Annotated in this window: 13 protein-coding genes; 12 read left to right on the plus strand and 1 reads right to left on the minus strand. The window is 62.5% G+C overall.

What is annotated here, in order from left to right:
• Positions 1–183 precede the first annotated feature (183 nt).
• The 12 genes from sdhC (at position 184) to sucD (ending at position 13,308) form a co-directional block, all read left to right on the plus strand.
• Positions 184–558: a succinate dehydrogenase, cytochrome b556 subunit gene (gene sdhC / locus DB032_RS02845; protein ID WP_019103264.1), complete on the plus strand. Its 375-nt coding sequence runs from the start codon at positions 184–186 to the stop codon at positions 556–558.
• Positions 552–896 carry a succinate dehydrogenase, hydrophobic membrane anchor protein gene (gene sdhD / locus DB032_RS02850; protein WP_107798166.1) on the plus strand — a complete coding sequence of 115 codons (345 nt, stop codon included), beginning with the start codon at positions 552–554 and terminating at the stop codon, positions 894–896. The genes sdhC and sdhD overlap by 7 nt, the downstream gene beginning before the upstream one ends.
• The gene (gene sdhA, locus DB032_RS02855) at positions 896–2,668 is read left to right on the plus strand and encodes a succinate dehydrogenase flavoprotein subunit (protein WP_107798167.1); all 1,773 of its coding nucleotides are present in this window, start codon (positions 896–898) and stop codon (positions 2,666–2,668) included. The genes sdhD and sdhA overlap by 1 nt, the downstream gene beginning before the upstream one ends.
• Positions 2,669–2,681: 13 nt before the next feature.
• A complete protein-coding gene (locus DB032_RS02860; protein WP_107798168.1) occupies positions 2,682–3,392 on the plus strand; it encodes a succinate dehydrogenase iron-sulfur subunit in 711 nt (236 codons plus the stop codon).
• Positions 3,389–3,637, plus strand: a complete 249-nt coding sequence (locus DB032_RS02865; protein WP_107798169.1) for a succinate dehydrogenase assembly factor 2 — start codon at positions 3,389–3,391, stop codon at positions 3,635–3,637. Before DB032_RS02860 ends, DB032_RS02865 begins: the two co-directional genes overlap by 4 nt.
• Before the next feature lie 53 nt (positions 3,638–3,690).
• A complete protein-coding gene (gltA, locus tag DB032_RS02870; protein WP_107798170.1) occupies positions 3,691–4,983 on the plus strand; it encodes a citrate synthase in 1,293 nt (430 codons plus the stop codon).
• 198 nt (positions 4,984–5,181) lie between these two features.
• The gene (locus DB032_RS02875) at positions 5,182–8,010 is read left to right on the plus strand and encodes a 2-oxoglutarate dehydrogenase E1 component (protein WP_107798171.1); all 2,829 of its coding nucleotides are present in this window, start codon (positions 5,182–5,184) and stop codon (positions 8,008–8,010) included.
• A gap of 52 nt (positions 8,011–8,062) precedes the next feature.
• Positions 8,063–9,304 carry a 2-oxoglutarate dehydrogenase complex dihydrolipoyllysine-residue succinyltransferase gene (odhB, locus tag DB032_RS02880; protein ID WP_081544315.1) on the plus strand — a complete coding sequence of 414 codons (1,242 nt, stop codon included), beginning with the start codon at positions 8,063–8,065 and terminating at the stop codon, positions 9,302–9,304.
• Between the two features lie 54 nt (positions 9,305–9,358).
• Positions 9,359–9,541 carry a hypothetical protein gene (locus DB032_RS02885; RefSeq protein WP_048411385.1) on the plus strand — a complete coding sequence of 61 codons (183 nt, stop codon included), beginning with the start codon at positions 9,359–9,361 and terminating at the stop codon, positions 9,539–9,541.
• A gap of 49 nt (positions 9,542–9,590) precedes the next feature.
• A complete protein-coding gene (gene lpdA / locus DB032_RS02890) occupies positions 9,591–11,024 on the plus strand; it encodes a dihydrolipoyl dehydrogenase (protein WP_107798172.1) in 1,434 nt (477 codons plus the stop codon).
• Between the two features lie 199 nt (positions 11,025–11,223).
• A complete protein-coding gene (gene sucC, locus DB032_RS02895; RefSeq protein ID WP_048411387.1) occupies positions 11,224–12,396 on the plus strand; it encodes an ADP-forming succinate--CoA ligase subunit beta in 1,173 nt (390 codons plus the stop codon).
• 27 nt (positions 12,397–12,423) lie between these two features.
• Positions 12,424–13,308 (plus strand): succinate--CoA ligase subunit alpha, encoded by an 885-nt coding sequence (sucD, locus tag DB032_RS02900; protein WP_043592732.1) that lies wholly within the window; start codon positions 12,424–12,426, stop codon positions 13,306–13,308.
• Positions 13,309–13,376: 68 nt separating this feature from the next.
• Here sucD and DB032_RS02905 read toward each other — a convergent pair whose 3' ends face one another.
• Entirely contained in the window at positions 13,377–14,021 is a 645-nt protein-coding gene (locus DB032_RS02905) for a TetR/AcrR family transcriptional regulator (RefSeq protein ID WP_081544319.1), read from the minus strand.
• Positions 14,022–14,300 lie beyond the last annotated feature (279 nt).

Consider the following 14,300-nt stretch of genomic DNA (forward strand, 5'->3'; position numbering starts at 1 on the left):
GCCGCGGCCAGCCAGTTTTGCTAGAATCCCCGGGTCATATTGCACCGCGATATTCCTGGTGCGGCATGAGCGGTAATGACGGGCATCCAGCCATAACAACAACGGAGCCCTTCAAGCGGGCGGTCTCGTAGCGGACCGTCTGTTGTGTAACCTCTTGGTTCTAAAAACATCCAAGGAAGCCATATGCAGAAGCAACGACCAAAGCACCTGGATCTGGCCAAGATCAGATTGCCGATTCCCGGCATCGTCTCGATCTTGCACCGGATCAGCGGTGTTGCGCTGTTCTTTTCTCTCCCACTGTTGATTTACCTGTTGCACGGTTCGCTGAGTTCGGCCGAATCGTTCGAAACCTACCGCGCCGTGGTGGGCAACCCGCTAATGAAGCTGGTGCTGCTCGGCCTGTTGTGGGCGTATATGCACCACTTCTGTGCCGGTATCCGTTTCCTCTTCCTCGATATTCATAAAGGTCTCGAACTGCAGACCGCCCGCGCCACCGCCAAGACCGTTGTGGCCGTCAGTCTGGCGCTGACCGTGGTTCTGGGAGTTGCTCTATGGTAAATCGCAATGTCGTCGGCGCCGGCTATGGCCTGCGCGATTGGATCATGCAGCGCGTCACCGCGGTGGTCATGTTGATCTACACCGTGGCTTTGGCTTTGTTCCTGTTGACCATGCCGTCCGGCTACGAAGGCTGGAAGGCGTTCTTCGGCCAGTTCTGGGTGCAGTTGCTGACCCAGGTGAGCCTGATCGCTCTGTTCCTCCACGTATGGGTGGGCATCCGCGATCTGTGGATGGACTATGTGAAGCCGGTGGGCGTACGCCTGGCGCTGCACGTGTTCACCATCGTCTGGCTGGTTTCCTGTTTTATCTATTCCGTTAAAGTGGTCTGGGGGCTGTAATGGGTATTCCTGTTCGTCATTTCGACGCCGTTATCGTTGGGGCAGGCGGAGCAGGCATGCGCGCGGCCTTGCAATTGTCCGAGGCCGGCCTGAAGACAGCGGTGCTGTCCAAGGTATTCCCGACCCGCTCCCACACCGTTGCCGCCCAGGGCGGCGTGTCCGCTTCTCTCGGCAACTCCGAGGAAGATCATTGGCACTGGCATATGTACGACACCGTCAAGGGGTCGGACTGGCTGGGCGATCAGGACGCCATCGAATTCATGTGCCGCGAAGCGCCCAAGGTGGTGGTGGAGCTGGAGCACTTCGGCATGCCGTTCGACCGCAACGCCGACGGTTCCATCTACCAGCGCCCGTTCGGCGGCCATATGTCGAATTTCGGCGAAAAGCCGGTGCGCCGCGCCTGCGCCGCAGCCGACCGCACCGGCCACGCCATGCTGCACGCGCTATACCAGCGCAATGTGCGCGCCAATACCCATTTCTTCGTTGAATGGATGGCGCTGGATCTGATCCGCGACGCCGATGGCAATGTCCAGGGCGTGATCGCCATGGAAATGGAAACCTCGGAAATCGTCGTGTTCCAGGCCAAGGCCACCTTGTTCGCCACCGGCGGCGCCGGCCGCATCTTCTCCTCGTCCACCAACGCCTTCATCAATACCGGCGACGGCCTGGGCATGGCTTCCCGCGCGGGCATCCCGCTGGAAGACATGGAGTTCTGGCAGTTCCACCCGACCGGCGTGGCCGGCGCCGGCGTGTTGATCACCGAAGGCGTGCGCGGCGAAGGCGGCATTCTGCGCAATGCGCAGGGCGAACGCTTCATGGAGCGCTACGCGCCCAACGCCAAGGACCTGGCGTCCCGCGACGTGGTGTCGCGCGCGATGGTGACTGAGATCAACGAAGGCCGCGGCTGCGGTCCGAACAAGGATCACGTGCTGCTGGACATCACTCACCTGGATCCGGAAGTGATCATGTCCAAGCTGCCGGGCATTCGCGAGATTTCGATCAAGTTCGCCGGCGTGGACCCGATCAAAGCCCCGATTCCGGTGGTGCCGACTTGCCATTACCAGATGGGCGGCATTCCCACAAACTACCACGGCGAAGTGGTGGTGCAGGGCGAAAAAGTGCAGGGCTTCTACGCGGCCGGCGAATGCGCCTGCGCGTCGGTGCACGGCGCCAACCGCCTGGGCACCAACTCGCTGTTGGACTTGCTGGTGTTCGGCAAGAGCTCGGCCAACTCGATGATCGAGTTCATCAAGCAGCATCCGGAAGACCTGCCGGAACTGGCGCTGGCCGATGTCGAGCGCTCCGTCGCCCGCGTCGAGCGCCTGAATCAGCAGACCGGCGGCGTGCAAGTCAACGACGCGCGCGAAGCCATGCAGCGCACCATGCAGGCGCACTGCGGCGTGTTCCGCTTCAAGGACATGCTGGCCGAAGGCGTGGAGAAGATTCTGGAAGTGGAGAAGATGGTGCAGCGCACCGAGATCTCCGACAAGTCCAATGTCTTCAACACCGCCCGCATCGAGGCGCTGGAGCTGGAGAACCTGATCGAAGTGGCCAAGGCCACCATGATCTCGGCCAACGCCCGCACCGAGAGCCGCGGCGCCCATGTGCGCGACGACGCCAAGGACACCGAGGAAACCCCGAACGGCCGCGACGACAAGAACTGGCTGAAGCATACCTTGTGGTATCGCGAAGCCAACCGTCTGGATTACAAGCCGGTCAATCTGAAGCCGCTGTCGGTCGATACGATCGCGCTGAAGACCCGCTCCTACTAAGGGTTCCATCAAGATGACTACCGAAACCGTCAAATTCCGCATCTACCGCTACAATCCGGAAACCGATGCCAAGCCGTATATGCAGGACATCAGCGTGGAGATGGACTCCACTGAGCACAAGCTCCTGGACGCGCTGGTCAAGCTGAAGGTGAAGGACGACACGCTGAGCTTCCGCCGCTCCTGTCGCGAAGGCGTGTGCGGTTCCGACGCGATGAACATCAACGGTAAGAACGGCCTGGCCTGCCTGACCGACTTCCGCGACCTGAAACAGCCGATCGAGCTGCGTCCGCTGCCGGGTCTGCCGGTGATCCGCGATCTGATCGTGGACATGACCCAGTTCTTCAAGCAGTACCACTCGATCAAGCCTTATGTGATCAACGACACGCCGCCGCCGGAACGCGAGCGCAAGCAGTCGCCGGAAGACCGCAAGGAACTGGACGGCCTGTACGAGTGCATTCTGTGCGCTTGCTGCTCGACGTCCTGCCCGTCCTTCTGGTGGAACCCGGACAAGTTCGTCGGTCCGGCCGGCCTGTTGGCCGCCTATCGCTTTATCGCGGACACCCGCGACGAAGCGACCAAGGAGCGCCTGGACAACCTGGAAGACCCGTACCGCCTGTTCCGTTGCCACACCATCATGAACTGCGTGGACGTGTGTCCTAAGGGCCTGAATCCGACCAAGGCGATTGGCAAGATCAAGGACCTGATGGTCAAGCGTGCAGTATGACCGCCTACGATCCGATTGAACTCAAGCGGATCCGTTGGCGGTCCCGGCGGGGGCTGCTGGAGCTGGATCTGGTGCTGGAGAAATTCTTCGCCGGCCCCTTCGACCAGCTCGCCCCCGCCGAGATTGAGGCTTATCGGCGGTTGCTGGATTTGCCCGATACCGATTTTCTGGACGTCGTCAGCGGCAAGGCCGATCTGGACGATCCGGAAGAGATGGGCATCGTGGCGATTCTCCGTTCGCTCTGACGGCTGTGCATCACCCCAATTACAACGACCATAAACCGACTGGGAGTATTGCTGTGGAAACTGATCGCAAAGTAACGCTCACATACAACGAGGGTAAGGAAACTCTGGATTTGCCGGTCCAGAGCGGCACTTTGGGGCCGGATGTCGTCGACATCCGCACCTTCTCCAAAACCGGCATGTTCACGTTCGACCCGGGCTTCCTGGCCACCGCCAGCTGCGAGTCCGGCATCACCTTCATCGACGGCGATCTGGGCCAGCTCTACTATCGCGGCTACCCGATCGAACAGCTCGCCGAGAAGAGCGATTACCTGGAAGTCTGCTACCTGCTGCTGAACGGCGAGCTGCCGACCGCGGCGCAGCGCAAGGACTTCGAGCGCGGCATCATGCGCCACAATATGCTGCACGATCAGCTGATGAGCCTGTTCAAGGGCTTCCGTCGCGACGCGCACCCGATGGCGGTGATGGTGGGCGTGGTGGGCGCGCTGTCCGCCTTCTACCATGACTCGCTGGACATCTCCAATCCTGAGCATCGCCGCATTTCCGCGCATCGCCTGGTGGCCAAGCTGCCGACCATCGCCGCGCAAGCTTACCGCTACAACAAGGGCCTGCCGTTCTCCTACCCGAAAAACGGCCTGACCTACGCGGAAAACTTCCTGCACATGATGTTCTCCACCCCGTGCGAAGAGTACAAGGTGAACCCGGTGCTGGCGCGCGCGCTGGACCGCATCTTCACCCTGCACGCCGATCACGAGCAGAACGCCTCCACCTCCACCGTGCGTCTGGCCGGCTCCTCCGGCGCCAACCCCTTCGCGTGTATCGCCGCCGGCATCGCCTGCCTGTGGGGCCCGTCCCATGGCGGCGCCAACGAAGCCGTGCTGAAGATGCTGGACGAAATCGGCAGCGTGGAAAACGTGGCCGACTTCATGCAAGGCGTGAAGGACAAGCGCTACAAGCTGATGGGCTTCGGCCACCGCGTGTACAAGAACATGGACCCGCGTGCTTCCATCATGAAGCAGACCTGCGACGAAGTGTTGAACGAACTGGGCCTGCACAACGATCCCAAGTTCAAGCTGGCGATGGAACTGGAAAAGATCGCGCTGTCCGATCCCTACTTCATCGAGCGCAAGCTGTACCCGAACGTGGACTTCTACTCCGGCATCGTCTTGTCGGCCATCGGCATCCCGGTGTCGATGTTCACCCCGATCTTCGCGCTGGCCCGCACCGTGGGCTGGATCGCCCACTGGAGCGAAATGATCTCCGACCCGGCGATGAAGATCGGCCGTCCGCGTCAGTTGTACACCGGCGCCCCCCGCCGCGATTTCATTCCGGTGGAGAAGCGCAAGTAAGCAGGAACGAGGGTTGGCTGGAGCAGGGCTTCAGCCAGCCTTTTTTTCCGGCCCGACTGCGGGCCGGGGCAGGGTCAGAATGTTATGGGAAGCACAACAAAAAGTTTTTCCGATAGCGTTTTCCCCATGCAGCAACAGGGAGTTCGCGCCAGGGCGTAGCTGGCCGGATTCCGAACAGAAACGACAAAGGGTAGCCCCATGATGCAATCCATGTACAGCCATTCTTACCTGTTCGGTGGGAATGCACCGTTCATCGAGGAGCTGTACGAACAGTACCTCGCTGACGCCAACTCCGTTCCGAACGAGTGGCGCGACTATTTCGACAAGCTGGCGCAAGCGCCGGGCGCTGCCGAACGCGATGTGCCGCACATGCCGATCCAGGAATCCTTCATTCAGCTGGCCAAGAAGCCGGCCGCCGGCCAGCGCGCCAGCAGCGGGGCTGAATGGGACACCATGCAAAAGCAGGTGGGGGTGCTGAAACTGATTTCCGCCTACCGCGTGCTGGGCAGCCGCCAGGCCAATCTGGACCCGCTCAAGCGCATGGACCAGGAACTGGTGCGCGAACTGGACCCGGCTACCCACGGTTTGACCGGCGCCGACATGGCGGTGCAATTCAACGCCGGCTCGCTGGTGGGCCCGCAGAAGATGCCGCTGTCCGACATCCTGGCGCGCCTGAAGCAGACCTACTGCGGCAATATCGGCGTCGAGTACATGCACATCACCAAGTCGGATGAAAAGCATTGGGTGCAAAAGCGCTTCGAGGGCGATCTGTCCACGCCGCATTACGACGCGGCCAAGAAGCAGCGCATCCTGAAGCAGATCACCGCGTCCGAGACGCTGGAACGCTATCTGCACACCAAATACGTCGGCCAGAAGCGCTTCTCGCTGGAAGGCGGCGAGTCCGCCATCGCCGCGCTGGATCACCTGATCCAGAACGCCACCGGCCAGGGCGTGCAGGAACTGATCATCGGCATGGCCCACCGCGGCCGTCTGAACGTGCTGGTCAACACCCTGGGCAAGCTGCCGCGCGACCTGTTCGCCGAATTCGAAGGCAAGGCCGCCCAGCAAATGGCCTCCGGCGACGTGAAGTACCACATGGGCTTCTCCTCCGACATCCCGACCGCCGACGGCCCGATGCATGTGTCGCTGGCCTTCAACCCCTCGCACCTGGAAATCGTCAACCCGGTGGTGGAGGGCTCGGTGCGCGCGCGCCAGGAACGCCGCAAGGACGCGGAACGCAAGACCGCGGTGCCGGTATTGATCCACGGCGACTCCGCCTTTGGCGGCCTGGGCGTCAACCAGGGCACCTTCAATCTGTCGCAGACCCGCGGCTACGGCACCGGCGGCACCATCCACATCGTGATCAACAACCAGGTGGGCTTCACCACCTCGGACACCCGCGACATCCGCTCCACCATGTATTGCACCGACGTGGCCAAGATGATCGAAGCGCCGATCTTCCACGTCAACGGCGATGATCCGGAAGCCGTCTGCTATGTGATGCAGGCCGCGCTGGACTACCGGATGACCTTCAAGAAGGATGTGGTCATCGACCTGGTGTGCTATCGCAAACTGGGCCACAACGAGGGCGACGACCCGTTCCTGACCCAGCCGATGATGTACAAGAAGATCGCCAAGCACCAAGGCGTGCGCGCGATGTACGCCGAGCGTCTGGTGCAGGAAGGCGTGCTGAAGGCGGAAGAGGCCGACGCGCAGATCCAGGCCTACCGCGACGCGCTGGACAAGGGCGAGCACGTGGAGCAGACCGCGCTGACCAATTACAAGCGCGAGCACGCGCTGGACTTCAGCCAGTATCTGGGCACCCATTGGGCGCATCCGACCGACACCTCCTTGCCGCAGGCCGACATCCAGCGCCTGACCGAGAAGTTCACCTCGCTGCCGGACGGCTTCAAGCTGCATCCGACGGTGCAGAAGGTGCTGGCCGCGCGCAAGGCGATGGCCGCCGGCGAGCAGAACGCGGACTGGGGCATGGCGGAGACCCTGGCCTACGCCAGCCTGGTGACCAACGGCTTCGGCGTGCGCCTGTCCGGCGAAGACTCCGGCCGCGGCACCTTCTCCCATCGTCATTCGGTCTTGCACGACCAAAACCGCGAGAGCTGGGACCAGGGCAGCTATGTGCCGCTGCGCAATATGTCCGACAACCAGGCCGATTTCCTGGTGATCGACTCCATCCTGAACGAAGAAGCGGTGCTGGCCTATGAATACGGCTATGCCTGTTCCGCTCCGGATCAGCTGGTGATCTGGGAAGCCCAGTTCGGCGACTTCGCCAACGGCGCCCAGGTGGCCATCGACCAGTTCATTTCCTCCGGCGAGACCAAGTGGGGCCGTCTGTGCGGCCTGACCACCATCCTGCCGCACGGCTACGACGGCCAGGGCCCGGAACACTCGTCCGCGCGCCTGGAGCGTTGGCTGCAACTGTGCGCCGAGCACAATATGCAGGTGGTGATGCCGTCCGAAGCCTCGCAGATGTTCCACATGCTGCGTCGCCAGGTGCTGCGCCCGTATCGCAAGCCGCTGGTCATCTTCCTGTCCAAGCGCCTGCTGCGCTTCAAGGATTCGATGAGCCCGATCGAAGCGTTCACCAGCGGCGGTTTCCGCCCGGTGATCGGCGACGCGGTGGTGCAGGACGCCAAGAAGGTCAAGCGCGTGCTGCTGTGCGCCGGCCAGGTGTATTACGACCTCGCCGCCGCTCGCAAGGAGCGCGGTCTGGACGACGATATCGCCATCGTCCGCATCGAGCAGCTGTATCCGTTCCCGACCGAGCAGGTGGCCGCCGAACTGGCGCGCTTCCCGCAGGCGCGCGAAGTGATGTGGGTGCAGGAAGAACCGCGCAACCAGGGCGCCTGGTATCAGATCCGCCACCGCCTGGAAGGCCTGCTGGGCGCCAAGCAGTCGCTGTCCTTCGCCGGCCGTCCGTCGTCCGCTTCCCCGGCCGTAGGCTATATGAGCAAACACGTCGCCCAACTCAAGGCTTTCGTTGAAGAAGCCATGTCGGTCGCCAAATAACCACTGAATGAGTTCGAGGCAGCCGGAGGGCTGCCTCTACATGGAGAAGAACATGCTGATTGAAGTCACCGTCCCGCAACTGCCCGAGTCCGTATCCGAAGCCACGCTGATGAGCTGGCACAAGAAGGTTGGCCAAGCCGTCAGCCGCGACGAGAACCTGATCGACCTGGAAACCGACAAGGTGGTGCTGGAACTGCCGGCGCCCCAGGCAGGCGTGATCGTTGAAATCATCGTGGAAGACGGCGCCACCGTGGTGTCCGGCCAGCTGATCGCCAAGATTGACACCGCCGCCAAGGCCGGCGACGTGGCTCCGGCCGCAGCCGCCGCGCCGGCTCCGGCAGCCGCCCCGGCGCCCGCCGCCGCTCCGGCAGGCGGAGCCGCCATGCCGTCCGCCGCCAAGCTGGCCGCCGAAACCGGCGTGGACCTGTCCAAGGTGGCCGGTTCCGGCCGCGACGGCCGCGTGCTGAAGGAAGACGTGCAGGCCGCCAAGCAAGCTGCTCCGGCCCAGGCCGGCCCGGTGCTGGCTCCGGCCGCCGCCGGCGCCGCGCTGTCCGCCACCCCGGCCGCGGTCAATGTCGCCGCCATCCTGTCCGACCGTCCGGAACAGAGCGTGCCGATGTCCCGTCTGCGCCAGCGCGTGGCCGAGCGTCTGATCCTGTCGCAGCAGACCAACGCCATCCTCACCACCTTCAATGAAGTGAACATGAAGCCGGTGATGGACCTGCGCGCCAAGTACAAGGACCGCTTCGAGAAGGAACACGGCATCAAGCTGGGCTTCATGGGCTTCTTCGTCAAGGCCGTGGTCGCCGCGCTGAAGAAATACCCCATCGTCAACGCCTCGGTGGATGGCAACAACATCATCTATCACGGCTACTTCGATATCGGCGTGGCCGTGGGCAGCCCGCGCGGCCTGGTGGTGCCGGTGATCCGCAACGCCGACCAGCTGAGCCTGGCCGACATCGAAAAGCAGATCTCCGAATTCGGCAAGCGCGCGCAGGAAGGCAAGCTGACCGTGGAAGAACTGACTGGCGGCACCTACACCATCTCCAACGGCGGCACCTTCGGCTCGATGATGTCCACCCCCATCATCAACCCGCCGCAGTCCGCCATCCTGGGCATGCACGCCACCAAGGAGCGTGCCGTGGTTGAGAACGGTCAAGTGGTGGTGCGCCCGATGATGTATCTTGCCCAGTCCTACGACCACCGCATCATCGACGGCCGCGAAGCCGTGCTGAGCCTGGTGGCGATCAAGGACGCGATTGAAGATCCGGCCCGCCTGATCCTCGACTTGTAATCACCCGCGGCCGGGAGCGCGCTCCCGGCCTGTCTTGCGATGAATGGAGCTTGAATGCAGTTGCCCGACTGGTTTTACGGAATCGCCGCCATCCTGGCCGGCGTGGCCATAGGCTGGCTGACCTGGAAAAAACGCCGCAACGGCGTGCGCGAGGATCTGTACAGCCTGATCGGCAAAAGCATTCTCTGCCTGTTCATGATCGCATTCGGCATTCTGCTGCTGAAGGTCGGCAAATAGACCCGGCAGCCGGCGGGCCGCGCGCCCGCCACCGACCAAGGAAAACAAGATGAGCCAATCGTTTGATGTTGTGGTGATCGGCGGCGGTCCCGGCGGCTATGTGGCCGCCATCCGCGCCGCCCAGCTGGGTTTCAACACCGCCTGCGTGGACGCGTTCAAGAATCCGGAAGGCAAGCCGTCGCTGGGCGGCACCTGCCTGAACGTGGGTTGCATTCCGTCCAAGGCGCTGCTGCAGTCGTCGGAAAACTTCCACGCGGTACAGCATGACTTCGCCAAGCACGGCATCAGCGTGTCCGGCGCCAAGATGGACGTGGCGCAGATGATTGCGCGCAAGAGCGACATCATCAGCAAGAACGCCGCCGGCATCAATTTCCTGTTCAAGAAGAACAAGGTCGCCAACATCCACGGCCTGGCCGCCTTCAAGGGCCGCCAGGGCGACAAGTGGCTGATCGAAGTCAGCGACGGCGGCAAGGTGGTGGACACCCTGGAAGCCAGCCACGTGATCGTGGCCACCGGCTCCAGCCCGCGCGCGCTGCCGGGCCTGGCCACCGACAACAAACTGGTGCTGGACAATGAAGGCGCGCTGGCGCTGACCGAGGTGCCCAAGCGCCTGGGCGTGATCGGCGCCGGCGTGATCGGCCTGGAAATGGGCTCGGTCTGGAAGCGTCTGGGCGCGGAAGTCACCATCCTGGAAGCGATGCCGACCTTCCTCGCCGCGGCCGACCAGCAGATCGCCAAGGAAGCCTTCAAGACCCTGACCAAGGACACCGGCCTCGACATCAAGCTGGGCGTCAAGATCGGCGAAGTGAAGGCCGGCAAGAAGAGCGTCACCGTCAATTACGAACTGAACGGCGAAGCGGTCAAGGCCGAGTTCGACAAGCTGATCGTCTCCATCGGCCGCGTGCCCAACACCCAGGGCCTGGGCGCGGACGTGGTGGGCCTGCAGCTGGACGAGCGCGGTTTCGTGGTGGTGGACGATCACTGCCACGCCAATCTGCCCAATGTCTGGGCGATCGGCGACGTGGTGCGCGGCCCGATGCTGGCGCACAAGGCGTCGGAAGAGGGCGTGGCCGTGGCCGAGCGCATCGCCGGCCAGAAGCCGCACGTGGACTTCGGCGTGATTCCTTGGGTGATCTACACTTCGCCTGAAATCGCCTGGGTCGGCAAGACCGAAGAGCAGCTGAAAGCCGAGGGCGTCGAGTACAAGAAGGGCAGTTCCGGCTTTGGCGCCAACGGCCGCGCGCTGGGCCTGGGCCAGGCGCAAGGCACGGTCAAGATCCTGGCTTGTGCCAAGACCGACCGCATCCTGGGCCTGCACATGATAGGCCCGATGGTGTCCGAGCTGGTCAGCGAAGGCGTGGTGTCGATGGAGTTCAAGGCCGCCAGCGAAGACCTGGCGCGCATTGTCCACGCCCACCCGTCCTTGTCGGAAGTGATACACGAAGCGGCGCTGGCCGCCGACAAGCGCGCTTTGCACGGCTAAGCGTTGGCCGGGTCGTGTACAATCGCGCACGGCTCGGCAAAACGGCCCCCTCGGGGGCCGATTGACGGAGTATGCGGCGGCGGCGCTTAGCCTGGGGGGTAAGCGCCGCGCGCCAGATACATTCAAGGTTTACACGCGACTCAAAGAAATTGGGCGTCGGCCTCGGCCCGCCATCCATTTCTCCGAAAGGAAACCATAGATGAACCTGCACGAATACCAAGCGAAAGAGCTGCTGGCCAAGTACGGCCTGCCGGTGCAACAGGGCATTCTGGCCGCTACGCCGGAAGAAGCCGCTGCCGCTTATGACAAACTGGGCGGCAAATTCGCCGTCGTCAAGGCCCAGGTGCATGCCGGCGGCCGCGGCAAGGCCGGTGGCGTGAAAGTGGTGAAAAGCCGCGAAGAAGCCGCCGAAGTGGCCAAGGGCCTGATCGGCAAGAACCTGGTGACCTACCAGACCGACGCGGCCGGCCAGCCGGTGAACAGCGTGCTGGTGTGCGAAGACATGTACCCGGTGCAGCGAGAGCTCTACCTGGGCGCCGTGGTTGACCGCGGCAGCCAGCGCGTGGTGTTCATGGTGTCCACCGAAGGCGGCGTGGAAATCGAGAAGGTCGCCGAGGAAACCCCGGAAAAGATCATCAAGATCGAGGTTGATCCGCTGGTGGGCATGCAGCCGTTCCAGGCCCGCGACGCCGCGTTCGCGCTGGAACTGAAGGGCGAGCAGGTTGCCGCCTTCACCAAGCTGATGCTGGGTTCTTACAAGGCCTTTGTTGAAAACGACTTCGCCCTGTTCGAAGTGAACCCGCTGGCGCTGCGCGAAAATGGCCAGCTGGCCTGCGTGGACGGCAAGATCAACCTGGATTCCAACGCCCTGTACCGTCACCCGGAACTGCTGGCGCAACGCGACAAGAGCCAGGAAAACGAACGCGAAGTGAAGGCTTCCGAGTTCGATCTGAACTACGTGGCGCTGGAAGGCAATATCGGCTGCATGGTGAACGGTGCCGGCCTGGCGATGGCCACCATGGACATCATCAAGCTGAAGGGCGGCCAGCCGGCCAACTTCCTGGACGTGGGCGGCGGCGCCACCAAGGAGCGCGTGATCGAGGCGTTCAAGCTGATCCTGGCCGATACCTCGGTGCAGGGCGTGCTGATCAACATCTTCGGCGGCATCGTGCGTTGCGACATGATCGCCGAAGCCATCATCGCCGCGGTGAAGGAAGTGAACGTGACCGTGCCGGTAGTGGTTCGCCTGGAAGGCAACAACGCCGAGCTGGGCGCCAAGATCCTGGACGACTCCGGTCTGAAACTGACTTCCGCCCAGGGTCTGAACGACGCTGCCGAGAAGATCGTCGCCGCCGTCAAGGCCGCTGCCTGAGACCCGCACTGAGCTGAGGAATACAAAATGAGCGTATTGGTAAATAAAGACACCAAAGTGCTGGTGCAAGGCTTCACCGGCAAGAATGGCACTTTCCACGCCGAGCAGGCGCTGAAAGTGGGCACCAAGGTCGTAGGCGGCGTGACCCCGGGCAAGGGCGGTTCCGAGCACCTGGGCCTGCCGGTGTTCAACACCATGAAGGACGCCGTGCGTCAGACCCAGGCCGACGCCTCGGTGATCTACGTGCCCGCGGCCTTCGCCAAGGATTCCATCCTGGAAGCCATCGACAGCGGCGTGAAGCTGATTGTCTGCATCACCGAAGGCGTGCCCACCCTGGACATGCTCTACGTGAAGAAGGCCGTGGACGAAGCCGGCATCCGCCTGATCGGCCCGAACTGCCCCGGCATCATCACCCCGGGCGAGTGCAAGATCGGCATCATGCCGTGGCACATCCACAACCCGGGCCGCATCGGCATCGTGTCCCGTTCCGGCACCCTGACCTATGAAGCCGTGGCGCAAACCACCGCTTTGGGTCTGGGCCAGTCCACTTGCATCGGCATCGGCGGCGACCCGATCCCGGGCACCAGCCACATCGACGCGCTGAAGCTGTTCCAGGATGACCCGGACACCGACGCCATCGTGATGATCGGCGAAATCGGCGGTTCCGCCGAGGAAGAGGCGGCCGAGTTCGCCAAGTCCTACGTGACCAAGCCGGTGGTCGGCTACATCGCCGGCGTGACCGCTCCCAAGGGCAAGCGCATGGGCCACGCGGGCGCCATCATCTCCGGCGGCAAGGGCACGGCGGAAGAGAAGTTCAAGGCCTTCGAGAAGGCCGGCATCGCCTACACCCGCAGCCCGGCGGAAATCGGCAAGACCATGTTCGAGTTGCTGAAAAGCAAGGGCATGATCTAAGCGCTTACAAGCAAGCCGCAAACAAAACACCCCTGGCCAGCCAGGGGTGTTTTTTTATGCGTCGCCGTTCAGGCGTAGCGCGCGCAGACGCGGTCGAACGGCGGCCGGTAGCGCGGATCGACGTAAGGCGTCAGCAGATAGAGCAGGCTGCGACAGCCGTCTTTCACCATGCGCTCCAGCTCGCTGGGCGTGGCGGAGTGCTTGAGCGTGGTCACCCAGCCGGTCTGCACCATCTGAAAGTGCTGGACCAGGTGCGCCAACTGCTTGTCGTCGCCCAGCAGCACGCCCTCTTCGCGCAGCCGTGAGAACAGCTGGGCCAGCTTGCCGGCCAATTGGCCGCGGGACAGCTGCTGGTGGTTTTCCGCCAGTTCCGGGTGCAGGTAGTACAGGCTGGGCATGCTCTTTGGCAGGAAGCGGAAGCTCCAGATGTGCCGCAGCGTTTTTTCCATCGCCCCCACCATCGCCTCTATCGAGTTGCTGTGCCGGAGCGCGGCGGACAACTGCTCGGCCATGCCCTTGACGTAGCGCTGGTAGAGCTCGCTGATGATCTCTTCCTTGTTGCGGAAGTGATAGTAGAGCTTGCCGGTGCTGATATTCATCCGCTCGGCGATATGGTTGGTGGTGATGACGCGCTCGCCCTCCTGATTGAACAGCTGCAAGCTGGCGTCAACGATGTTCTGAAAGGTTTGCGACCGTTCGCCGCTTTTACTCATCTTGGCCCCTTTCTGTCTAATAACCGGGCGCCGCCCATTGCCGTGGCCGCGCCCAGGCGCAAGTATCGCTCAAATTGGGGTGAAATTGTCGTGGTTAGGGCAAATTGTCGACATTTTGTGACGCAAGCGTCGGCAAGATAAGCTTCGCAGGCGTTACGAGTATTTGAAATGCATGATTGAGGTGGTAGTTTGATTTAAAACATGCGCAAATATTTAAAGACATTGTTATTTTTAACAATGCATGACATCTCGTATGACGGATAATAAGGCTTTTATCAG

The sequence above is a fragment of the Chromobacterium sp. Panama genome (genome assembly GCF_003052555.1).
GTDB lineage: Bacteria > Pseudomonadota > Gammaproteobacteria > Burkholderiales > Chromobacteriaceae > Chromobacterium.

What these genes read in the sequence shown, in the direction of transcription:
- DB032_RS02885 (WP_048411385.1), top strand. Translation starts at nt 9,359, where the DNA reads ATGCAGTTGCCCGACTGGTTTTACGGAATCGCCGCCATCCTGGCCGGC.
- sucC (WP_048411387.1), top strand. Translation starts at nt 11,224, where the DNA reads ATGAACCTGCACGAATACCAAGCGAAAGAGCTGCTGGCCAAGTACGGC.
- sucD (WP_043592732.1), top strand. Translation starts at nt 12,424, where the DNA reads ATGAGCGTATTGGTAAATAAAGACACCAAAGTGCTGGTGCAAGGCTTC.
- DB032_RS02905 (WP_081544319.1), bottom strand. Translation starts at nt 14,021, where the DNA reads ATGAGTAAAAGCGGCGAACGGTCGCAAACCTTTCAGAACATCGTTGAC.
- odhB (WP_081544315.1), top strand. Translation starts at nt 8,063, where the DNA reads ATGCTGATTGAAGTCACCGTCCCGCAACTGCCCGAGTCCGTATCCGAA.
- DB032_RS02875 (WP_107798171.1), top strand. Translation starts at nt 5,182, where the DNA reads ATGATGCAATCCATGTACAGCCATTCTTACCTGTTCGGTGGGAATGCA.
- lpdA (WP_107798172.1), top strand. Translation starts at nt 9,591, where the DNA reads ATGAGCCAATCGTTTGATGTTGTGGTGATCGGCGGCGGTCCCGGCGGC.
- sdhC (WP_019103264.1), top strand. Translation starts at nt 184, where the DNA reads ATGCAGAAGCAACGACCAAAGCACCTGGATCTGGCCAAGATCAGATTG.
- DB032_RS02865 (WP_107798169.1), top strand. Translation starts at nt 3,389, where the DNA reads ATGACCGCCTACGATCCGATTGAACTCAAGCGGATCCGTTGGCGGTCC.
- sdhD (WP_107798166.1), top strand. Translation starts at nt 552, where the DNA reads ATGGTAAATCGCAATGTCGTCGGCGCCGGCTATGGCCTGCGCGATTGG.
- sdhA (WP_107798167.1), top strand. Translation starts at nt 896, where the DNA reads ATGGGTATTCCTGTTCGTCATTTCGACGCCGTTATCGTTGGGGCAGGC.
- DB032_RS02860 (WP_107798168.1), top strand. Translation starts at nt 2,682, where the DNA reads ATGACTACCGAAACCGTCAAATTCCGCATCTACCGCTACAATCCGGAA.